At 40.7% G+C, this 20506-nt stretch carries 22 protein-coding genes and 1 other RNA gene; 11 read left to right on the top strand and 12 right to left on the bottom strand.

The annotated features are described in order from the left end of the window. From QLG00_RS08740 to fdx, 6 genes are all read left to right on the top strand, one after another. Entirely contained in the window at positions 1-1218 is a 1218-nt protein-coding gene (locus QLG00_RS08740; protein ID WP_004936859.1) for an IscS subfamily cysteine desulfurase, read from the top strand. 70 nt (positions 1219-1288) lie between these two features. Then, the gene (iscU, locus tag QLG00_RS08735) at positions 1289-1675 is read left to right on the top strand and encodes a Fe-S cluster assembly scaffold IscU (RefSeq protein WP_004936858.1); all 387 of its coding nucleotides are present in this window, start codon (positions 1289-1291) and stop codon (positions 1673-1675) included. Positions 1676-1697: 22 nt separating this feature from the next. Next, entirely contained in the window at positions 1698-2018 is a 321-nt protein-coding gene (iscA, locus tag QLG00_RS08730; protein ID WP_004936854.1) for an iron-sulfur cluster assembly protein IscA, read from the top strand. A gap of 82 nt (positions 2019-2100) precedes the next feature. Beyond that, positions 2101-2616, top strand: a complete 516-nt coding sequence (gene hscB / locus QLG00_RS08725; protein WP_004936852.1) for a Fe-S protein assembly co-chaperone HscB — start codon at positions 2101-2103, stop codon at positions 2614-2616. A 33-nt stretch (positions 2617-2649) separates the two neighbouring features. Next, complete coding sequence (gene hscA / locus QLG00_RS08720) at positions 2650-4512, top strand: Fe-S protein assembly chaperone HscA (RefSeq protein WP_282470809.1); 1863 nt, start codon at positions 2650-2652, stop codon at positions 4510-4512. A gap of 15 nt (positions 4513-4527) precedes the next feature. Continuing rightward, on the top strand, positions 4528-4866 hold the full coding sequence (gene fdx / locus QLG00_RS08715) for an ISC system 2Fe-2S type ferredoxin (protein ID WP_004936847.1): 339 nt from the start codon (positions 4528-4530) through the stop codon (positions 4864-4866). Between the two features lie 50 nt (positions 4867-4916). On the opposite strand, the gene QLG00_RS08710 is transcribed toward fdx, so the two are convergent. The 7 genes from QLG00_RS08710 to QLG00_RS08680 all read right to left on the bottom strand — a co-directional run bounded on the left by QLG00_RS08710 (position 4917) and on the right by QLG00_RS08680 (position 12971). Next, on the bottom strand, positions 4917-6356 hold the full coding sequence (locus QLG00_RS08710) for an adenylate/guanylate cyclase domain-containing protein (protein ID WP_111812345.1): 1440 nt from the start codon (positions 6354-6356) through the stop codon (positions 4917-4919). Between the two features lie 55 nt (positions 6357-6411). Further along, complete coding sequence (locus QLG00_RS08705) at positions 6412-6846, bottom strand: HIT family protein (RefSeq protein ID WP_004936845.1); 435 nt, start codon at positions 6844-6846, stop codon at positions 6412-6414. Positions 6847-6989: 143 nt separating this feature from the next. Beyond that, complete coding sequence (gene mfd / locus QLG00_RS08700; protein WP_282470825.1) at positions 6990-10451, bottom strand: transcription-repair coupling factor; 3462 nt, start codon at positions 10449-10451, stop codon at positions 6990-6992. A gap of 60 nt (positions 10452-10511) precedes the next feature. After that, positions 10512-10865 carry a hypothetical protein gene (locus QLG00_RS08695; protein WP_025094880.1) on the bottom strand — a complete coding sequence of 118 codons (354 nt, stop codon included), beginning with the start codon at positions 10863-10865 and terminating at the stop codon, positions 10512-10514. A 116-nt stretch (positions 10866-10981) separates the two neighbouring features. Beyond that, positions 10982-11764: a glutathione S-transferase N-terminal domain-containing protein gene (locus QLG00_RS08690; RefSeq protein WP_216198456.1), complete on the bottom strand. Its 783-nt coding sequence runs from the start codon at positions 11762-11764 to the stop codon at positions 10982-10984. Positions 11765-11777: 13 nt separating this feature from the next. Continuing rightward, positions 11778-12293, bottom strand: a complete 516-nt coding sequence (gene rraA, locus QLG00_RS08685; RefSeq protein ID WP_076032688.1) for a ribonuclease E activity regulator RraA — start codon at positions 12291-12293, stop codon at positions 11778-11780. A 12-nt stretch (positions 12294-12305) separates the two neighbouring features. Further along, positions 12306-12971, bottom strand: a complete 666-nt coding sequence (locus QLG00_RS08680; protein ID WP_048763739.1) for an NAD-dependent epimerase/dehydratase family protein — start codon at positions 12969-12971, stop codon at positions 12306-12308. A 208-nt stretch (positions 12972-13179) separates the two neighbouring features. Between QLG00_RS08680 and rpsT the strand changes: the two genes are divergently transcribed. Then, a complete protein-coding gene (rpsT, locus tag QLG00_RS08675) occupies positions 13180-13449 on the top strand; it encodes a 30S ribosomal protein S20 (RefSeq protein ID WP_004925626.1) in 270 nt (89 codons plus the stop codon). 67 nt (positions 13450-13516) lie between these two features. On the opposite strand, the gene QLG00_RS08670 is transcribed toward rpsT, so the two are convergent. Next, on the bottom strand, positions 13517-14254 hold the full coding sequence (locus QLG00_RS08670) for a phosphoglycerate mutase family protein (protein WP_004936829.1): 738 nt from the start codon (positions 14252-14254) through the stop codon (positions 13517-13519). 56 nt (positions 14255-14310) lie between these two features. Further along, positions 14311-15171, bottom strand: coding sequence for a 3'(2'),5'-bisphosphate nucleotidase CysQ (locus QLG00_RS08665; protein ID WP_282470808.1), 861 nt, complete (start codon positions 15169-15171; stop codon positions 14311-14313). Between the two features lie 575 nt (positions 15172-15746). On the opposite strand from QLG00_RS08665, the gene QLG00_RS08660 reads away from it, so the two are divergent. The 3 genes from QLG00_RS08660 (at position 15747) to QLG00_RS08650 (ending at position 17931) form a co-directional block, all read left to right on the top strand. Continuing rightward, positions 15747-16190 (top strand): S4 domain-containing protein, encoded by a 444-nt coding sequence (locus tag QLG00_RS08660; protein WP_004936824.1) that lies wholly within the window; start codon positions 15747-15749, stop codon positions 16188-16190. Between the two features lie 158 nt (positions 16191-16348). After that, positions 16349-17401 (top strand): recombinase RecA, encoded by a 1053-nt coding sequence (recA, locus tag QLG00_RS08655; RefSeq protein ID WP_025094874.1) that lies wholly within the window; start codon positions 16349-16351, stop codon positions 17399-17401. Between the two features lie 50 nt (positions 17402-17451). Next, a complete protein-coding gene (locus tag QLG00_RS08650) occupies positions 17452-17931 on the top strand; it encodes a regulatory protein RecX (protein ID WP_048763734.1) in 480 nt (159 codons plus the stop codon). An 11-nt stretch (positions 17932-17942) separates the two neighbouring features. On the opposite strand, the gene ffs is transcribed toward QLG00_RS08650, so the two are convergent. Then, an RNA gene (ffs, locus tag QLG00_RS08645) (signal recognition particle sRNA small type) lies at positions 17943-18039 on the bottom strand. Between the two features lie 306 nt (positions 18040-18345). Between ffs and QLG00_RS08640 the strand changes: the two genes are divergently transcribed. Next, a complete protein-coding gene (locus QLG00_RS08640) occupies positions 18346-19191 on the top strand; it encodes a YbgF trimerization domain-containing protein (protein ID WP_282470807.1) in 846 nt (281 codons plus the stop codon). Positions 19192-19235: 44 nt separating this feature from the next. Here QLG00_RS08640 and lpxA read toward each other — a convergent pair whose 3' ends face one another. After that, the gene (lpxA, locus tag QLG00_RS08635; RefSeq protein WP_004936813.1) at positions 19236-20024 is read right to left on the bottom strand and encodes an acyl-ACP--UDP-N-acetylglucosamine O-acyltransferase; all 789 of its coding nucleotides are present in this window, start codon (positions 20022-20024) and stop codon (positions 19236-19238) included. Then, positions 20021-20506: a 3-hydroxyacyl-ACP dehydratase FabZ gene (gene fabZ / locus QLG00_RS08630; RefSeq protein WP_025094871.1), complete on the bottom strand. Its 486-nt coding sequence runs from the start codon at positions 20504-20506 to the stop codon at positions 20021-20023. Before fabZ ends, lpxA begins: the two co-directional genes overlap by 4 nt.

Below are 20506 nucleotides of genomic sequence, written 5' to 3'. Positions count from 1 at the left end.
ATGAAACGTCCGATTTATCTTGATTATGCAGCCACCACTCCCGTTCTTCCAGAAGTAGCGGAACGTATGATGGAATGTCTTACTTTTGAAGGCACATTCGGTAATGCTGCATCACGTTCACATGCATATGGCTGGCAAGCTGAAGAAAAAGTTGAATATGCACGTGAACAAGTTGCCAATTTAATTAAAGCAGATCCACGCGAAATCGTTTGGACTTCTGGTGCAACAGAATCTGACAACCTTGCGCTTAAGGGTATCGCACAATTCTACGGTTCGAAAGGTAAGCACATTATTACCAGCAAAATCGAACACAAAGCTGTGCTTGATCCATGCCGCGAACTAGAAGAAGAAGGTTTTGAGATCACCTATCTAGAGCCAGAGCCACGTACAGGTTTGATTACACCTGAGATGGTGAAGGCTGCGCTTCGTCCAGACACCATTCTTGTTTCACTTATGTTGGTCAACAACGAATTGGGTACGGTAACTGACGTTGCTGCGATTGGCGAACTTACACGTGCCAATAAAACATTCCTTCATGTCGATGCTGCCCAAGCAGCAGGTAAAGTCGAAATCGATCTTTCGACCATGAAAATTGACTTGATGAGCTTCTCTGCGCATAAGGCTTATGGCCCTAAAGGTATTGGTGCACTTTATGTTCGTCGTACTCCACGCGTTCGTTTAAAAGCACAAATGCACGGTGGTGGTCACGAGCGTGGTATGCGTTCAGGTACTTTGGCAACACATCAAATTGTTGGCATGGGTGAAGCGTTTGAACTTGCAGGAAAAAGTATTCAAACAGAACAAGCGCGTTTACGTGTTTTACGTGACAAATTATGGAATGGCTTGCAAGGTCTAGAGCAAGTTTTCTTAAATGGTCATCCGACACAAAACGTTGCAAACTTCCTTAACGTAAGTTTTAACTTTGTAGAAGGCGAATCCTTGATGATGGCATTAAAAGATGCTGCTGTATCAAGTGGTTCAGCATGTACATCTGCTACGCTTGAGCCATCGTATGTATTACGTGCTCTTGGTTTGTCGGATGAACTTGCACACAGCTCAATTCGTTTTAGCTTCGGTAAATACACCACAGAAGCGGATATTGATCACGTGCTAGAAGTAACCAAAGCCGCTGTTGAGAAACTTCGTGAACTTTCTCCGCTTTGGGATATGTACAAGGAAGGTATCGACCTTTCTACGGTTGAATGGGCTGAACACTAATTTTAATTGAAATCGGTGTTTTAACCCTCATATTTAATATTAGGCTGACCCCGAGGTTTGGAGAAGCAACATGGCTTATAGCGAAAAAGTAATTGATCATTACGAAAACCCACGTAACGTTGGTGTTTTAGACAAAAATGCTGAAAATGTAGGCACTGGCATGGTTGGTGCTCCTGCATGTGGCGACGTAATGCGCTTACAGATCCAAGTAAATAATGAAGGCGTTATCGAAGAAGCACGCTTTAAAACTTATGGCTGTGGTTCTGCGATTGCCTCAAGCTCTTTGGTAACAGAGTGGCTAAAAGGTAAGACGCTTGATCAAGCACAAGCGATTAAAAATATCGATATTGCAACCGAGCTTGCATTACCTCCTGTAAAAGTACACTGTTCAGTACTTGCAGAAGATGCAATCAAAGCCGCAATTGTCGATTATCGCAACAAGCAATCAAAAGCTTAATTAGCACTACAACGGAGTTTTCATGATTCACTTAACTGAAAATGCAGCAACTCATGTGCGCAACTATTTGCTCAACCGTGGTAAAGGCGAAGGCATTCGGGTGGGTGTGAAAACTTCTGGCTGTTCCGGTTTGGCTTACGTGCTTGAGTTTGTCGATGATGTTAATCAGCACGATGAAATCTTTGAACAGCATGGTGTAAAAGTGTTTGTAGATCCAAAAAGTCTAGTTTATCTCGAAGGTTTGGAGATGGACTACGTCAAAAATGGATTGAATGAAGGCTTTGAATTTAATAATCCAAATAAAAAAGGTGAATGTGGTTGCGGTGAATCCTTTACCGTTTAATCCTTAACCTTCCCTTCTTCTTAATTAAAAACAGTGATCTTCACTGTTTTTAATTTATGATTAACTTCGGAATTCATCTCCCATGAATCATTTTGAGTTGTTTGACTTACCGGTAGCACTCGACATTGATTTAGTCGCTTTAAAAAATAATTTTCTGAAATTACAACAGCAGTATCATCCAGATAAAGCTGTAGATAAAGAACAGGCGCTTATTCAATCTAGTGACATTAATCAGGCTTACAAAACCTTAAGTAATGTCGATAGTCGTGCTGCCTATATGTTGGCGTTGAAAAAACAAGATCATCACCTCGACCAATCTATTCATGATTTTGAATTTTTACAATCTGCACTCGAAATTAGAGAGCAGCTTGATGAAGCCTCGACTCCATCTGAGCTTGATTTACTCAAAAATGAAGTGAATCAATGGATCGATGGTCTTATTCGCGAATTTAAAATTGACTATAACGATGAAGACTGGTCGGAAGCACGTGACACCGTACGAAAATTACGTTTTTTTCAACGAGTCTTAAACGATATAGACAAAGCAGAAGATCAGCTACTTGATGAAGATAGCTTCGATCTTGATGACGACTTTTAATTTTACTGCATAGATTTACTCAAGGGATTTTACATGGCACTCTTGCAAATTGCTGAACCTGGTCAATCAAGTGCCCCACACGAGCATCGCATTGCGATTGGTATTGACCTTGGAACAACACATTCTTTGGTTGCAACAGTTCTTTCTGGGCAAGCCAAAGTGTTACAGGACGAAAAAGGCCATGTCTTATTTCCTTCGATTGTGCATTACGCCGATCAGTCGATTGAATATGCCAACGATGCCAAACCATTTTTGACTACTGATCCGCAAAATACCATTGTTTCGGTCAAGCGCTTTATGGGGCGCTCAAAAGCGGATATTAAGTTTCAGCACCCGTACAAACTGGTGGGTAATGACAATGAAATGCCTGCATTTGAAACGGCGCAAGGGCGTAAAACGCCAGTCGAAATTTCTGCAGCCATTTTGACTCAGCTCAAACTTCGCGCAGAAGATAGCCTAAAAAATCCGATTAATGGTGCTGTAATTACAGTGCCTGCGTATTTTGATGAAGCACAGCGTCAGGCAACGCGCGATGCTGCCCAGCTTGCTGGATTAAACGTGTTGCGTTTATTGAACGAACCCACTGCGGCGGCAATTGCATACGGTTTAGATCAAGAAAACCAGTTAGCTCAAGACCACAATTATGTGATTTACGACTTGGGTGGCGGAACATTCGACGTTTCCATCTTAAGATTTTCACAAGGTGTTTTTGAAGTACTGGCCACTGGTGGACATACGGCTTTAGGCGGTGATGACTTAGATCGACTCATTGTTAAATGGGTGAAAAAACAGTTACAGATTGAATCACTCGATGATCACGAATATGCAGCCTTTATTGTGGCTGCACGTAGTGCAAAAGAACAACTTTCTGAATTGCCTGAAGTGACCTTTAAAGCACTGGATCATCAGATCGTACTTACCCGTAGTGATTTTGAGTCGATTATTCAAGTTGCACTTGATAAAACCATTAGTGTTTGTAAACGTGTCTTACGTGATGCAAAACTCAGTTTAGATGAGATTGAGAAAGTGGTTTTGGTGGGTGGTTCTACACGTTCGTATGCCGTTCAAAATGTGGTGCGTGAAGTATTCAAACAAGAACCACTCTGTTCAATCAATCCTGATGAAGTCGTGGCAATTGGTGCATCGATCACTGCCAATCAATTGATTGGTAATACACAAGATGGATCACTTCTATTGGATGTTACGCCATTGTCTTTAGGTTTAGAGACGATGGGTGGTTTGGTTGAGCGACTGATTTCTCGTAACACTGCAATTCCTGTGGCACGCCGCCAAGAATTTACCACGTATCAAGATGGCCAGACTGCAATGTTGATTCATGTGGTTCAAGGCGAGCGTGATCTGGTTGAACATTGTCGTTCTCTGGGTAAGTTTGTACTGTATGGTATTCCACCAATGACTGCGGGTCAGGCACGCATTGAAGTTACGTTTCAAGTGGATGCAGATGGCTTGCTCAATGTTTCTGCGCAAGAAACCACATCCGGCGTCAAAGCACAGATCGATATTAAACCATCTTATGGGCTTTCTTCTGCAGATACAGAACGCCTATTGTTAGAAGGTTTTGAGCATGCCGAAGAAGATAAAAATCTTCGTCACTTGCAAGAAACCAAAGTTGAAGCACAACGCGAACTCGAAGCACTCGAACAAGCATTGAAAGCCGATGCTGAATTACTCGATTCATCGCAGGCAAAAGCACTTGTTCAAGCGAGAGAAGCGCTTCAGCAACAATTACAATCGAATGATATTGCTCAAATTGAAGCAGCTGCCGCCAAGCTTAAGGTGCATAGCGATGAATTTGCTGCTATGCGCATGAATCGTCATATCGATCATGCACTTAAAGGCACCAAACTTGAAGATTGGTCAAACTCACAGAAATAAAACAGGTGAATTACTATGCCACGTATTAAAGTTCTTCCGCATACACAAATTTGCCCAGATGGTGCTGAGTTTGAAGTAGAAGAAAATGCCAACCTTTGTCAAAGCTTGCTTGCAAACGGCATTAAGATTGAACATGCTTGCGACATGTCATGCGCATGTACCACATGCCACGTGGTTATTCGTAAAGGCTTTGATAGCCTTGATGAAATGAATGATGTTGAAGCAGATTTACTTGATCGTGCTTGGGGCTTAGAGCCAGATTCACGTTTGTCTTGCCAAGTAAAAGTTGTGACTGAAGATTTGGAAGTCGAAATTCCAAAATACACCATCAATCATGCCTCAGAAAATCATTAATCAAAAAAAAGCCATCGTTCAACGATGGCTTTTTTATATGCTTTAGCGGATTATTCGGATTTTACTTCATCTTCAAGTGACAACTTCACCACGCCTTCACTATTGGTGACTGCCTGCTGATCTTGAATACGCTGGATCATTTTTTCCATCACTTCAATCAGCTGTGCGTATTCATAACGCTGTACTTCTTCTAAATTTAACAGTAGATGAAAGCCTTTATACTCATAATCAAACCAGCGCTGAAACTCCTCATGGCTTCCCGTATATTTTTCAAGAATTTGCCAAGTTTTAACCGCGTTTTGAATACCTTTTAAATAAATTGGCGCTTTCGGCGCACATAAAAAATCATCTTTAATGAGCTGGTAAGTTTCATCCGAAATTAAAATTTCATCAACTTCTGCTGCATATTGCAAACGTGCTGCCAAGTTAACATCACGACCTACTATGGTATAGGCCATACGATATGTCGCACCATAGTTTCCCACGTGGCAATAACCCGTACTAATTCCCATCCGAATATTTAAAGCGGGATATCCCATTTTTTTCCAGCGCTCTCGTAACAGTTTCATTTGCTGACGCATCGCAATGGCCATCTCAACACAGGATCTGGCATCTTGCTGAACACCCTGAGAATTTGGATCACCAAAGAAAATTAAAATGGCGTCGCCCATAAACTTGTCAATTGTTGCTTCGTACTGATTGGCAATTTCAGTCATATGACTCAAATAATCATTGAGCAAAAAAGCCAAATCGTCTGGAATCAATGTTTCTGAAAGCTCGGTAAATCCCTGAATATCAGAAAAAAATACGGTCAATTTTTTACGTTTGTATTCAATTTTAGCTTCTGACTCTCCGCGCATAATCGACTGCCATAACTGCAAAGGTGCATAACGGCTTAACTGATTAGCAAATGTCATATAGCGCGTCATTTGGTTGTAATAGTCTTGACGCTCTAAGTTGAGTTTTTCAATATATAAATTTTGATAGTAATTGCCCATACTGATAAAAATAATCAGGCAAATCAAACTGATCACGATTAATTCTTGGCTAGTCGCTCCGAGATAACCATGAAAACCGAAAATAAACAGTGTGTTGAAGTAAAAAAAGGCAATACCAGATAATACAGCCAGAGCCATCACAGCAAATGGAATTCGGCTGTTGATCGCACTATATAAAAGTGCAAACAGGCTAACAAAAGTTAAAACAAGATTTAAATGAACACCCGCCAGAAACATTGATACCACAATGGTATCTATAATAAAAAAAACGCTGAGAACAACTTTTCTTTCAAACTTATCTTCTAAGTAGCGATTAAGTTTTGGAATAACAATTAAGATGGCTAGGAAAAGCGCAGGAACAAAGATTTGAACAGTTGAATAAGGTGAAGTGAAGGCATATATCACCAAATTGAGTGAGAGAATGAAGTATCCCATCATCCGATGAAAATACATAAATTGTTGAGGCTCTCTCTCAAGCAATCTCGTGAGCATCCTATCCTCCACTTCGCAGCTTAGGCTGCATCATTCCAGATGCAGCACATTGGACTTAGTCCATACGCCAGTCAAATGGCATATCACCTTGACCACGCAATGCCAGCATTAAGGTTTGACGCATATGCGCTAAAACATCATTAGAATACGGGACCGCAGGTGTTCCCCATACCGGTTTCGGCCAAACAGAATCGTTTTGGTAACGCACAACATGATGAAAGTGTAATTGAGGCACCATATTACCGAGTGCAGCCACATTCATTTTGTCTGCACGAAACACGCGCGCCAGTTGGCTCGACAACCAGCTTGATTCTCTCAAAAATTGTTCTTGATCAGCTTGGCTCAGTTCATAAAGCTCTGAAACCCCAGGAACACGTGGGATTAAAATAAGCCATGGAAATTGCATATCATTCATTAAACGACATGTTGAAAGCGGAAAGTCGCCAACAAAAAAAGTATCTTGAGCAAGTTGTGGATGCAAACTAAACATATCTTTATAAATGACACAATAACAGTGATGGCTAATACTATCACATCAGTTGTGATGTGAATATTATTAGCCAAGTGTTTACTTACAAATATCAATGATTTTGTTCAAAAAAATCGAGTTAAATACAGCACGCTAATTTGCTTTTATACATTCAACTCATTAATAAGTTTAGATAATAAATCCTGCGCAAATTGGATACGTTTATCATATGCTTCAAGCTGAACCATGACTTTAAGGCGCTGCCCACCTTCCATACGGTAGTAGGTCGGTTGCTTTTGCATAAGCTGAATAATACTGATTGCCTGAACTGGTGTATCTTGAGCAAACTCGATGTAGCCACCTTGCGTGTTGAGATCAATCTTGGTGATTCCCAACTGCTCAGCTTGCAGTCGAATGTGATGAATACTAAACAATTGCTTCACAGCAGGTGGTAGTGTACCGAACCGGTCAATCAATTCCATTCGAATATTGTCTAGTTTCTCTTGAGTGTCGGTATTACTGATACGCTTATAAAACAGTAAGCGCTGATGTACATCGCCCAAATATTCATCCGGGATCAAAGCCGGCATATGTAAATTAATTTCGGCTGTGAGCGTGAGCGGCGCATCAAAGTTAGGCGTTTTACCCTTTTGAATCGCTTTGGTTGCTTTTTCAAGCATTTCCATATACAGGCTATAACCAATCGCCTGCATAGATCCACTTTGCTGCTCGCCCAATAGTTCGCCTGCACCACGAATTTCTAAATCCTCTGTAGCCAGCATAAAACCGGCCCCTAACGTTGATGCGCGTTGAATCGCATCCAGACGTTTTTCTGCATCCCCTTTAAGATGTTTGATTGAAGGCACCAATAGATAGGCATAAGCTTGATGATGCGATCGTCCAACACGGCCACGAAGCTGATGGAGTTGCGCCAAACCTAGCTTATCGGCTCGCTCCATAATAATGGTGTTGGCATTGGGTACATCAATACCCGTTTCAATAATGGTTGAGCAAACCAAAACATTATATTCTTTGTGATAAAACTGCTGCATCACTTGCTCAAGTTCGCGCTCGCGCATTTGACCATGTGCCACGGCGACACGCGCTTCTGGCACCAAATTACGAATATTTTCTGCTGCACGCTCAATCGTATCCACTTCATTGTGCAGGAAATAAACCTGACCACCTCGAAGCAACTCACGTAAAATGGCTTCCTTAATGGAGTCATCGGTATGTTCTTGAACAAACGTTTTGACTGCTAGACGTCTGGCTGGTGGTGTTGCGATAATGGATAAATCGCGCATGCCCGAAAATGCCATATTTAAAGTTCGCGGAATTGGTGTTGCTGTAAGGGTCAACATATCGACATCAGCACGCATGGCTTTGATTCGCTCTTTATCACGAACACCAAAGCGATGCTCTTCATCGACAATCATCAGTCCAAGGTCATGAAATTTGACGGTTTCCTGAAGTAACTTATGTGTACCAATCACAATATCGACTTTACCCGCCTCTAAATCTTCAATATTTTTTTGATGGGTTTTATTCGAACCAAATCGCGATAATACTTCAATACGTACCGGCCAGTCGGCAAAGCGATCTTTGAAAGATTCATAATGCTGCTGGGCTAATAGTGTCGTGGGAACCAATACAGCCACTTGCTTATTGTTTTGCACCGCGACAAATGCCGCACGCATGGCCACTTCAGTTTTTCCAAACCCAACATCACCACATACTAAACGATCCATTGGCTTAGCCAGTTGCATGTCATGCAAGGTCGCCTCAATAGCATTAGCTTGATCGAGTGTTTCTTCATAAGCAAAGCCACTTGAGAATTGCATATACAGACTATGATCCAGCTCAAACGCAAATCCCGGCTTAGACTGACGTCGTGCTTGTATGTGAAGCAACTCCGCAGCCACATCATGAATTTGCTCCAGTGCTTTACGTTTGGCCTTATTCCATGCATCAGTGCCAATTTTGTGTAATGGCGCTAAATCTGGATCCCCTCCACTGTAGCGGCTAATCAAATGTAAATTGGTGACAGGCACATATACTTTTGCAGCATCGGCATAATCGAGCTGCAAAAACTCATAGTCCTGTCCATCAATCTCCAGCGTGACCAAACCGGCATAACGCCCTACACCATGATCGATATGTACAACCGGGGCACCTATATTAAGTTCTGTTAAACTGCGGATCAGAAACTCTTCAGAGACATCTTGCTGGCGTTTTCGACGACGCTGAACGACTCGATGCTCATAAAGTTGATTTTCAGAAATAACCGACAGTTGATCAACAATCACCAAACCACGATCAAGAGGCGCACTGGTAATTGAAATAGGATGCTGCTGCTTTAGAAAATCTTGAAAGCTGTCGATTGTTGGGATATCACCCAAACTTGGACGTAGCGCATCCTTTAGGGTTTCACGGCGACCGGCACTTTCTGCAACAAGTAAAACCGGATGACCAGCCGAATCGATATAGTTTTTTACGACTTCAAAAGGTTGCTGTTTTTTTGGATCGACAGGTAATCGTACAGGTTCTGCTGTTGGTAAGTTAATTGCACCTGCACGTGATGAAGCTGGTGCAGCTGACACTTCAATACGAGGTAGTTGATTGAGTTGCTCTAACACTATATTAGGCGTTAAAAATAATTCTTCTGGCGTCAAAATTGGGTGATCGATATTGTGTCGGCGGCTTTCATAACGCTGTGACACATCTTTCCAAAATGAGATTAAAATCTCATCCAATGTATCATTTGTAATGACAATGCAATTTTTAGGTAAGTACGAAGTAAAGTAACTACCCTGTTGTACACTTTCTTTACTAAAAAATAGGGGTAGATAAAACTCAACACCAGGCGATGCAATACCGTCTAAAACATCTTGATAAATCGGATTTTTCTTCGGATTTGCAGTTGGAAATGCTTCTGCATAACGCTCACGAAAAACAGATCGACCTTCTTTTAACGGAAACTCTTTAGCAGGTAAAACACGAAATTGCTTTAAACTTTCTGTCGTACGCTGGGTTTCAGGATCGAAAAACTTTAATGTATCAATTTCATTATCAAACAAATCGATACGAATGGGCTGTGATTGTCCAGAGGCGTAAATGTCCATAATACTACCCCGAACTGCAAATTCACCATGGTCATATACAGTATCGACTAAATGATATCCTGCCTGAATCAATCTTAATTTTTCTTTTTCTAAGTCAAATTTCTGCCCAACCTGAATGTCAAAATGCTCCCCCACAATCCAAGAAATTGGTGCAATTTTTTGTGCGAGCGTTGAAGCTGAAATCAATAATACGCCCTGCTGCGGCATATTGGCCAATATTGCTAGACGTTCAGACACAATATCCTGATGCGGTGAAAGACGATCGTATGGAAGAATTTCCCAATCTGGAAAAATAACCGGTTTTATGCCATAAAATTCCAATTCACTTTCAAGTTGTGCAAGATGCTGGCTATTCTTTGCAACCACCACAATCAGTGAGGAGATTTGGGCAGACATTTCTTTGAATAGAAGTGATCCAGATGAACCCAAGAGTGAACCGATCCAGCGTTTCTCGCCTGTTTTTAATTGCTGTAATTTGAGTTGTGAAATTTCGTGTTGGAACATTGAGGTCGCATATCTAGTAGACATGCGCTGTATCTTAGCATGTCCGAATTGATCTATGCCTTACTTATCTCGTTTAAACTCTCGATAATAATGATTCAATTTTTCAATAATTGCCTTGAATTCTCGTAAGTTATTCTCGTTATTTTGTAGCCGCTGCACATAGTTTCCAGTAGCAATTTCAAGATCGATTTTTTCATTAATCACAATACTTGCAAGGTAAAGCGCTGCCAAATCATCGAAACGATTCAGACGGCGATTCGAAAAATATTCGAGTCGTTCTGAAAGCGTGTTTACCACTATGCCGTTTACACAGTAACCCTGTTCAGGATGATATGAGATGTCATGATCTTTCATATACTGGGCTTCTAGATTGTTTTTGGAGCCACCCATCCAGTCCGTGATTTTTTTAAACATGTCTTGTCTCAGCTTCAATCAGGATGTTCAATTTTACCCGATTTCGTCATGCCAGAACACGTAACACGCATTCTGGCAATCTCATGCATTATGTCCAAATTGATTAGATTGGGTGTTTAAGAATGTCCATACTGTTTTTTCAAGTATTGAACAATAAGCGCCGACTCAAATAATTTGGTTTGCGTATTTGGATCATACAAATACGGCACTTGCATTTTCCCCTGCATGAGTGGCAATTGCTTTTCACGCTTCCCACCTTTCAGTGGGCAATATTTACCGGGTTTCAATCGTAAAACAGCCGGCCCCATATCTTGCCAACGCTCTTTAGAGACATTATGCAAACGATAAGGTAACTCCAATTCTGTTAGCGTCTCTCGAACCAAACGAGAGTAAGGACTCGCCTCAAAACTCCACAACTCAAGTAACTGCTCTGGCGCTGCCCGATCAATAATTTTCTTATTGACCCATACACCACGTGCTGTATTGACAAGTGTTGCCAGTATCCCTGCAACAGGCAATTTCGGATAATGAGTATATTTCTCAGGTGTTTTGCCTGTTTGTCCATAATGCTTAAATAGATGCTGAATAATCACCTCTGACTCATACAGCTGATCACCCGTATTTTCATCAATTAAGAAAGGAAATTGAGTCTTACCGCCTTTTTCTTTTACAAGTTTCCTATACTTTTGCCCACCTTTAGGACATGGATAGACTTCAACATCCAGATTTAATAAGGTAAGAACTTCTCGAACACGTCGAGAAAAGGGCGATCCTTCAAACTCATAGAGTTTAATCGGTTTTTCTGGCTGCTTTGGAAATGCAGTTCCAGTCACTCCGCGCCCGCCTTCAATAATACTGGCAGCAACGGATTGTAAAACTTTAACTTGATGAATCAGCATAAAACAACCTTTATTAAAATTGATGAAGTGGTTCTTCTGTCACAATTATTCCATTGTTGTCGGCGTATAGATAATGGCCAGACTGAAATCTCACATTTCCAAAATAAACAGGAATATGTGTTTCGCCTATCCCTTTGCGATGACTTTTTTGAGGAATTGCAGCCAATGCATGCACACCCAGATCAAGTGTTCGTAGTACGTCAACATCACGGACACACCCGTAGATCACGACTCCATGCCAGCCATGTTCTACAGCAGATGCGGCAATCATATCACCCATTAATGCACAGCGCATCGATGCACCGCCATCTACCACTAGCACCTTTCCATGCCCAGGCGTTGCTAACAGCTCTTTTACTCGAGAGTTATCCTCGAAGCATTTCACTGTAACAATTTCTCCCCCAAAGGTTTGGCGTGCGCCATAACTTTTAAAACTCTTACCGTCTAGCGATGGCACCAGTACTTGAATATTTTTGTCTGGATGATCATCAAGTAAATCACAGGTCACAAACGGTACCACTGTTGTCATTTTATTCTCCATTTATGTCATTGTTTGAATCTGCAAATTATCATATATCTGTAAAGGTTGTATTTGCTGCTTTGACGCAGTTAGCATTGCTTTAGCCACTTGATCTGCATGAACCGGCTTATATAAAAATGGCTTTTTCACAAGATGCTCAAAAACAGTAAATGCGCGCTGTCCAACTCCTTCAAGTAAACGCTGCTCGTCTCTCATGCCTATTAAAAGTGACGGCTGGAAAATCGAGACCCGATATAGCCCAAGCGATTTAATATATTCTTCGAGCTCCCCCTTCACGCGGTTATAAAAAAACATAGAAGATACGTTTGCACCTAATGCACTGATAAATAGAAAGTGTGTTTGCTGATTCTGTAGCAAATCTGCTACATGTGCATTGATCTCGTAATCCACCGCATAGAATTTTTGTTTAGACCCTGCTTTTTTTAAAGTTGTGCCTAAGCAGCTAAAAACATGGGTATATCCAGACAAATCTTCATCATTTAATAATAAAAAATCATCGAGCACATATTGTTCAACACGAGGAATATCATTCAATGCGTCATTTTTGTGCCGTACAATAACGGTGATCGCATCGAAGAATGCTGAAGTTTGTAGCTGTTCAAGTAATGCGCTTCCAACCAAACCTGTCGAACCCAAAACCAGTGCTTTATTTTTTAAATTAGACATGTTTTTTACTACCGAATTATTTTTATAGCTAATTTAACGTTTTCTTTGGCATTAATCAGCATCAAAAACGTAGCAAAAACGTCTCAAGGCTTGACTTACCGACAGGGATTCATCAAAATATGGCACTTGTTTACGGGCTGGTGATTGTTTTATTTTTTAAGTAAAGCTTCAGCCCGCCCAGACCAATCAAATTTCAAGGAGTGCAAGAGTGGCAAACTCTGCTCAGGCAAAAAAACGTGCGCGTCAAAACGTTAAAGCGCGCAAACACAACGCAAGCTTGCGTTCTATGGTTCGTACATACATCAAACGTACTGTAAATGCAATTGCAGCTGGTGATTATACTGTTGCTACAGAAGCTTATAAAAAAGCTGTTCCTGTAATCGACCGTATGGCTGACAAAGGCATCATCCACAAAAACAAAGCAGCTCGTCACAAGAGCCGCTTGAATGCTCAAGTTAAAGCACTTGCTTCTAACTAAGTAATTCATAAAAAAAGCCCGATGGGGCTTTTTTTATATCTGCTATTTAGCTTATCTGATTTTGTCATTACTCATGTCGATTTAAGAAATCAGAAACCCTCAAATGATGTCGTTCACCACGCCACAACCAGTTTAGCTCGCTCCCAGCAAAATCATCTCCTTCAAACCATACAAATAAACCTTCCATCATGGCAGGCCAATCTTCTTGATCAATTTGTTGGCGCCCAGCCATGACTGCGACAATCGCTGCAATAATTGTATCGTGACTGACCGCAAGACTTAAACCATAAGGTGCAGAAGGGTGCGTGTTATAAATCAACTCAAGCACATCGAATACACCCGTAATCGGATGTTTCATACCGGGTAGCGCGTTATTTACAAAACTATTTATAAAACCAAGCGCACCCTGCTGTCTAAAGAAAGGTGCAGCTTGTTTGATATCAAGCACAAAACTTCCTGGCTCCACCAGCAAACCTTGCTCGACAATTTCAATCGTATGGGTATTTGGGCAACGTGCCACCGCATCGGCACCCTCAATGATCAATGCAGCAGTATCAACACAGCGCTGAATGGGACTTGAAATACAATGCTGAATGGTTCGACCAGTGTTTTCAATCAAGTAAGCCCCCCACGCTTTGGCTAACTCACGTCCTTGATCAGTTAACTGTAGATCATACCCAGCCAACCCTTGCCCATTCACCAACTCTCTCAGCGAATGGCGGGTAAACAAAGTCACAGGTATGTTTGGATCTGGAAGTAGATCTAAAGCTCGGAACATGCTGGGAGGAAGCAATTTAAGTGTCATGATCAAAATCATTAATTCTTTATTACGTTATCACTATACCACGCAACAAAAAACACTCAATTATAATTGTCCATATGACTCAACAGGTCTTTGGCAAGCTTTTCATACTTAGGGCTGGCAAATGCTAAGAAGCCTTTATTCAATAAGGTATCGCGAACGTTATACTTAAAAGGCAATCCTTTCAAAGAGACCAACCCTCCGCCTATACTTTCTAAAAGCCCCTGACCTGCGCTGGTATCCCACTCAGAAGTGGGATGAAAACGTGGATAAAGATCAATCTCACCTTCAAGCATTAAGCAAAATTTGTAAGCACTGCCCGCTTCCAAACGCTCAACAGTATAGTGTTGCTCCAGATACGTCATGAGTTGCTGATACTGATCATTTTTATTGTTATGACTTAAGCCAACTCGAATTACATTTGAATGCTGATCGCTATCTGCTTGATAACGCCACCAGCGTTTGGACTGAAACTCGTATTTATATGGATGTTGATCGAGATATCCTAAATAAGCAACACCTTTACAAGGCACAACCAAAGCTGAAAAGTTTGTTTTATCACCACACACCAAACTTAAATTGATCGTAAATTCTGGCCGTTTATGTAAAAACTCTTTTGTCCCATCGAGTGGATCAAGCATCCAGAAACTTTTCCATTCGGATCGCTGCACACTTTCACTTTCTTCAGAAAGTACAGGATAGAACAGCTCAAGTTTTGCCAACTCCTCAGTTATATACTGATTGACGCGAAGATCCGCTTGAGTGACTGGAGAAGTATCCTCCTTCCGATCAATCTTAAACACTTTCCCCGACGCATAAGTATCAAACTCTTGAACCAGTATTTTCGAGGCATGAGCTAAAATATCAAGAATTTTCAACAACAATGGATCATGAGACACCGGATCAGATATAACAAACATAACTAGATCTTCTCTATCTATTTAGAATTTAAATTATTTTATTTAAAATAATCTGAAAGAAGATTTGTTTTTTTAATAAAATATTTAAAAAATTTACATTAAAAATTAAGTTTTAATTAAAAAATCAACCAATTACACAAATGCATAACAAATAAGCAATAATATGAGACAAAAAATTCAAATTAAATTAAAATATGAATCGCTACAGCACTAATTAATATAATCTGGATCAAACTAACATGAACTTAATTAAATTTTTAAAGAGTTTCAATACGGCCAATACTTATCTATTCATGACCTCAATCGTTTTACTATTTCTAGTCCTCTATTTTTATGTGATTAGCCCCAAATAAGCCACTGATGTGGCTTTTTTAATCTTTCATTACAACAAAAAATACTTTATTTTGTCCGCTTTTTATATCATTTTGTCTCGCTTGAACAATATAAAACTGAATGTGTAAAAAATTAAAGGAACTATTGAAACTGTTCAGAAAGCCCTTATATTTAGAATCTGTAGCGTGCCTAGAAGTAAAAAGGCAAAATCAAACTGCTTTGTGGCTTTTGTAAGGATTTTGATGTCAAAACAGCAACATGAAGAAAAAAGTATCGATTCAATGCGAGTCGATAAATGGTTATGGGCAGCTCGTTTCTTTAAAACACGTTCAATAGCAAAAGCTGCAATTGAAGGTGGCAAAGTTCACCACAACAATGAACGCGTAAAAGTTTCCAAAGATGTGCGTATCGGAATGGAGCTTACCATTCAGCAGGGAATCGAGCGTAAAACTGTTGTGGTTAAAGCACTATCGAGCATGCGTGGCCCTGCTCCAGTTGCACAACAGTTATACGAAGAAACGCCTGTCAGTATTGCACGAAGAGAGTTGATTGCTTCGCAAAGAAAATTGCATAATTTAGCTCGACCAGATCATCGTCCATCCAAAAAAGATAGAAGACAAATCAATCGGTTCAAGCAAGATAATGATCAGCAGTTCGATCAATCGTGGTCATACAATGATGAGTAAACTCATTTGCGTTTTGAGCGTCATAATGTGTCGTACTAGCACATTATCGACATAGAAGAGAAAGAGCAAATCTGTCACTATACATCAGTGGAACGAGGTTGAAATTCAATACATCCACTTTGAATGAAAGTGATATTACACAGTTTTGAGGTTGTGAGATGGATGATAATAAAAGTAAGGCATTACAAGCTGCCTTAAGCCAGATTGAAAAACAGTTTGGTAAAAACACAGTTATGCGCTTAGGCGACAATACCGTGCAAGCCGTTGAAGCTGTTTCTACAGGTTCGCTCACGCTTGATATTGCGCTTGGCATTGGAGGTTTACCGAAGGGTCGTATTGTTGAAATTTACGGTCCTGAATCCTCAGGTAAAACCACCATGACATTACAGGCAATTGCTCAATGTCAAAAATCTGGCGGTACATGTGCATTTATCGATGCAGAACATGCACTAGATCCTCAATACGCACGCAAGCTCGGTGTTGATATTGAAAATCTTTTGGTTTCTCAGCCAGACAATGGTGAACAAGCCCTAGAAATCGCGGATATGCTGGTTCGCTCGGGTGCGATTGATCTAATCGTGGTCGACTCGGTTGCCGCATTGACCCCAAAAGCTGAAATTGAAGGTGAAATGGGCGACTCACATATGGGCTTGCAAGCCCGCTTGATGAGTCAAGCGCTACGTAAAATTACGGGTAATGCCAAACGCTCTAATTGCATGGTGATCTTCATTAACCAAATTCGTATGAAGATTGGTGTAATGTTTGGAAGCCCTGAAACCACAACGGGCGGTAATGCACTTAAATTCTATGCATCTGTTCGATTGGATATCCGTCGTATTGGCCAAGTAAAAGAAGGTGACGAAATCGTCGGTTCTGAAACCAAAGTAAAAGTGGTTAAGAACAAAATGGCCCCTCCTTTTCGCGAAGCTATTTTCCAGATCCTGTACGGCAAAGGTGTTAACCAGTTAGGTGAACTTGTCGATCTCGCAGTTCAACAAAATATTGTTCAAAAAGCAGGTGCTTGGTATTCATATCAAGGCAACAAAATTGGACAAGGTAAAAATAACGTGATTCGTTATTTTGAGGAAAATCCAAGTATTTCGGCAGAAATTGAACGCGCTATTCGCGAACAATTGCTCACCAAAAATACAGATCCAGCCGCTGCGCATGATGATGAGCCAGAAGAACAGCCCGACTTTATTGAAAGTTAAGCCACGACACTATCAAACGCCCTCTGGGGCGTTTTTTCATGAGTTTGAATATGTATTTCCAAAAAAAGAAACCCGATAATCCCACCCTAACAGGCACTCGCCTTCGCTCTTTAGCATTTGCACTTCTAACGCGAAAAGAATACAGCAAAGCTGAATTAATTGAGAAACTCAATCTGTACGCGCTTGATCAAGCCGAAGTCATACAATTGGTAGAGGAGTTATCAGATCAAAACTATCAAAGTGATCAGCGTGTTGCAGAAATGGTTCTGGCCAGTCAAATGCGCAAAGGTAAAGGTCCTAATCAAATTAAACACGCTTTAAAGAAGAAAGCGCTTGACCGTGAATTAATTGATGATGAATTCAATGATATCGACTGGTTTGAACAGGCATATCAATTAAAAAGAAAGAAGTTTGGTGATACTGTGGAGAAAGATCCTAAACAAAAAGCAAAGCAAATTCGGTTCTTACAATATAGAGGTTTTGATATGGATATTATTTTGAAAGCGATAAATTACACAGCAGAAGATTAGAATGGTGGTAACCCTACTAGCAAAACCTCGGCACATTATAGATCTGCTACCGTTGCTACCTTCCGGTCCTGGCGGGGTTCACAGAGTACAATTGCGAAGCCACCAGCAGGGCTACCATTGCAAGAACAGAGTATAGAGATTTTTATAAGCCTTGCAAGTACTAATTAAGGTTTTAAGTCAAAATCAGTTTCAAGTGGTGAATTCATCATCAGCTCATTCATTTTAAAGGCAAAATTTAAACCAATTGAATCGTTTCATGCTTTCACTTATTAAAATGCTACAAGTTTGTAAGTACATCTTGCATTTCTATATACCAATGCTTTAATGACTACATGAAATGACAACAGTATTTAAGATGACTCTGCTCGTCTTATGCATAGCGCATTTTTCTAAGTTTTTAAATGGAATTCTCTTATGCTCAACAAGCATTTGCTTTTTACAGCCGTTCTTCTTTCTATTGGCGCACAAACATATGCAAATATTCCCATTGAATCGCGCGGTCTGAGTCAAAACACTGGTAGTTCTTTATCTGGTACATCTCCTGCTGCACCCATCAATATTAACTGGGAGCTCATGCAAAAAAACCAGCAGCTCGAAAACGAGATTCGTAGCTTACGCGGTAAATTAGAAGAACAAGACAACGAAATTGAAAAACTGAAGAATGACTTACAAAATCGCTATACCGATCTTGATCAACGACTGGAGTTATTGAATCAGAAACTTGATCCTGATAGCAGTGCTGCTGATCCGGATACGCAGTCGAATACAGCACCTCCTGCCAATTCTCCAACAAACACAGCATCCCCTACAAATACCACCATTGCGCCTTCAGCTGCCTCAAATTCAGCTCCAGCTGGCAATAACGCTACCCCTACTGCTAATCAACAAGATCCAGTAGAACTTGAAAAGGCCGCTTACACAGTTGCTTTAGATGCCTATAAACAAGGCGGTGCAAAAAAAGCGATTGCTCCCATGCAAAATTTTATCAAGAATCATCCCAATAGCATCTATACAGGGAACGCTTACTTCTGGTTAGCAGAATTTAACTTGGCTACAGATCCGGTGAACTATTCAGAAGCTAAAAAGAATTATGATATTGTCGTAAAACGCTATCCAACATCAAGCAAGGCGCCACGTTCACTTTATCAGCTATATAGTATCGCCAAAGATGTTGAACACAACACGACAGCAGCCAACCAACTAAAGACCAAGCTATTAAAAACCTATCCTCAAGCTGAAGAAGTAAAATACTTCAAATAGGCCAAAAAAAAGACACTTTGTAGTGTCTTTTTTTTATTAACGACTTAACGCACAATACCACGCTTTGAAGAAGTTACTGAGTCGATTAAAAGTTCAACTTCAGGCGTTTCGGGTAAGATATCGGTACGAATTTTTTCAATGGCTTGCTCCGTAGTCAATCCTGACTTATAGATCAGCTTGTAAGCTTCACGTAAAGATTGAATCACATGCTTTGACCAGCCTTTACGACGCATACCTTCAACATTCATACCGAATGCATGTGCTGGATTTCCAGAGACCATAACATAAGCTGGAACATCCTTTAAAATTAAAGATGCACCACCTACCATGCTATACGAGTCAATCTTACAGAACTGATGAATACCTGAGTTTCCACCTACAACCACATGGCTGCCAATTTGCACATGACCTGCAACCCCCACGTTATTTGCGAAGATATTATGGTCACCAATTTGGCAATCATGGGCAATATGCGTATTCACCATCAACAGGTTGTGGCTACCAATTTTGGTTAAGCTATTGTCCTGTACTGTACCGCGATGCAGACTAGAATGCTCACGAATCAGGTTATGATCGCCGATTTCTAACCAGGTCTCTTCACCTTGATATTTAAGGTCTTGACACACTTCACCGACGCTTGCAAACTGAAAAATTTCATTATGCTCACCAATTCGGGTGAAACCACCAACAACGACATGCGAATGAAGTTTTGTTCCAGCCCCAATCGTGACGTTGGGACCAATTACACAATACGGCCCAATTTGAGCATCTGCTGCAATTACAGCAGACGGATCAATAATAGCGGTAGAATGAATTAGGTCGTTATTGCTCATGCCTGCTCTGTTCTTAAATGTGAAACTATAATTTCAGCGGTTGTCGCGACTTTACCGTCAACTGTCGCAATACAATTGTACTTGTAAATACCACGCTTTTGCATCACAAGCTCAGCTTTTAACACCAGCTGGTCACCTGCAACCACTTGCTTTTTAAAACGTACTTTCTCTGCACCTGCAAACAGAAACAAAGAACCCGGCTTTGGTGTTTCATTATTCATAATGAAACCCAAAATACCTGCTACCTGTGCCAGTGCTTCGACAATCAAAACACCAGGCATAATTGGATAGTTTGGAAAATGGCCTTGAAAAAACTCTTCGTTAATCGAAACGTTTTTATAGCCTACAATATTATTTTCACCGACTTCAGTTACACGGTCGACCAAAAGAAATGGATAGCGGTGCGGTAAGTATTCACGAATTTTTTGAATGTCCATTGGCAATTCAGGGATCGTAAACGCAGGAGTGTTTGACTCAGTCAT

The sequence above is a fragment of the Acinetobacter sp. V89_7 genome (assembly GCF_029967895.1).
Classification (GTDB): Bacteria; Pseudomonadota; Gammaproteobacteria; order Pseudomonadales; family Moraxellaceae; genus Acinetobacter; species Acinetobacter soli.
This window is presented reverse-complemented; position numbering and strand designations above follow the sequence as displayed.

Coding starts and splice junctions, on each gene's coding strand:
- rraA (WP_076032688.1), bottom strand. CDS start 12,293: ATGACAACAGTGGTACCGTTTGTGACCTGTGATTTACTTGATGATCAT.
- QLG00_RS08640 (WP_282470807.1), top strand. CDS start 18,346: ATGCTCAACAAGCATTTGCTTTTTACAGCCGTTCTTCTTTCTATTGGC.
- hscA (WP_282470809.1), top strand. CDS start 2,650: ATGGCACTCTTGCAAATTGCTGAACCTGGTCAATCAAGTGCCCCACAC.
- QLG00_RS08650 (WP_048763734.1), top strand. CDS start 17,452: ATGTATTTCCAAAAAAAGAAACCCGATAATCCCACCCTAACAGGCACT.
- QLG00_RS08660 (WP_004936824.1), top strand. CDS start 15,747: ATGTCAAAACAGCAACATGAAGAAAAAAGTATCGATTCAATGCGAGTC.
- fabZ (WP_025094871.1), bottom strand. CDS start 20,506: ATGACTGAGTCAAACACTCCTGCGTTTACGATCCCTGAATTGCCAATG.
- recA (WP_025094874.1), top strand. CDS start 16,349: ATGGATGATAATAAAAGTAAGGCATTACAAGCTGCCTTAAGCCAGATT.
- fdx (WP_004936847.1), top strand. CDS start 4,528: ATGCCACGTATTAAAGTTCTTCCGCATACACAAATTTGCCCAGATGGT.
- lpxA (WP_004936813.1), bottom strand. CDS start 20,024: ATGAGCAATAACGACCTAATTCATTCTACCGCTATTATTGATCCGTCT.
- iscA (WP_004936854.1), top strand. CDS start 1,698: ATGATTCACTTAACTGAAAATGCAGCAACTCATGTGCGCAACTATTTG.
- mfd (WP_282470825.1), bottom strand. CDS start 10,451: ATGTTCCAACACGAAATTTCACAACTCAAATTACAGCAATTAAAAACA.
- QLG00_RS08665 (WP_282470808.1), bottom strand. CDS start 15,171: ATGTTTGTTATATCTGATCCGGTGTCTCATGATCCATTGTTGTTGAAA.
- QLG00_RS08690 (WP_216198456.1), bottom strand. CDS start 11,764: ATGCTGATTCATCAAGTTAAAGTTTTACAATCCGTTGCTGCCAGTATT.
- QLG00_RS08710 (WP_111812345.1), bottom strand. CDS start 6,356: ATGCTCACGAGATTGCTTGAGAGAGAGCCTCAACAATTTATGTATTTT.
- iscU (WP_004936858.1), top strand. CDS start 1,289: ATGGCTTATAGCGAAAAAGTAATTGATCATTACGAAAACCCACGTAAC.
- hscB (WP_004936852.1), top strand. CDS start 2,101: ATGAATCATTTTGAGTTGTTTGACTTACCGGTAGCACTCGACATTGAT.
- QLG00_RS08670 (WP_004936829.1), bottom strand. CDS start 14,254: ATGACACTTAAATTGCTTCCTCCCAGCATGTTCCGAGCTTTAGATCTA.
- QLG00_RS08695 (WP_025094880.1), bottom strand. CDS start 10,865: ATGTTTAAAAAAATCACGGACTGGATGGGTGGCTCCAAAAACAATCTA.
- QLG00_RS08740 (WP_004936859.1), top strand. CDS start 1: ATGAAACGTCCGATTTATCTTGATTATGCAGCCACCACTCCCGTTCTT.
- QLG00_RS08705 (WP_004936845.1), bottom strand. CDS start 6,846: ATGTTTAGTTTGCATCCACAACTTGCTCAAGATACTTTTTTTGTTGGC.
- QLG00_RS08680 (WP_048763739.1), bottom strand. CDS start 12,971: ATGTCTAATTTAAAAAATAAAGCACTGGTTTTGGGTTCGACAGGTTTG.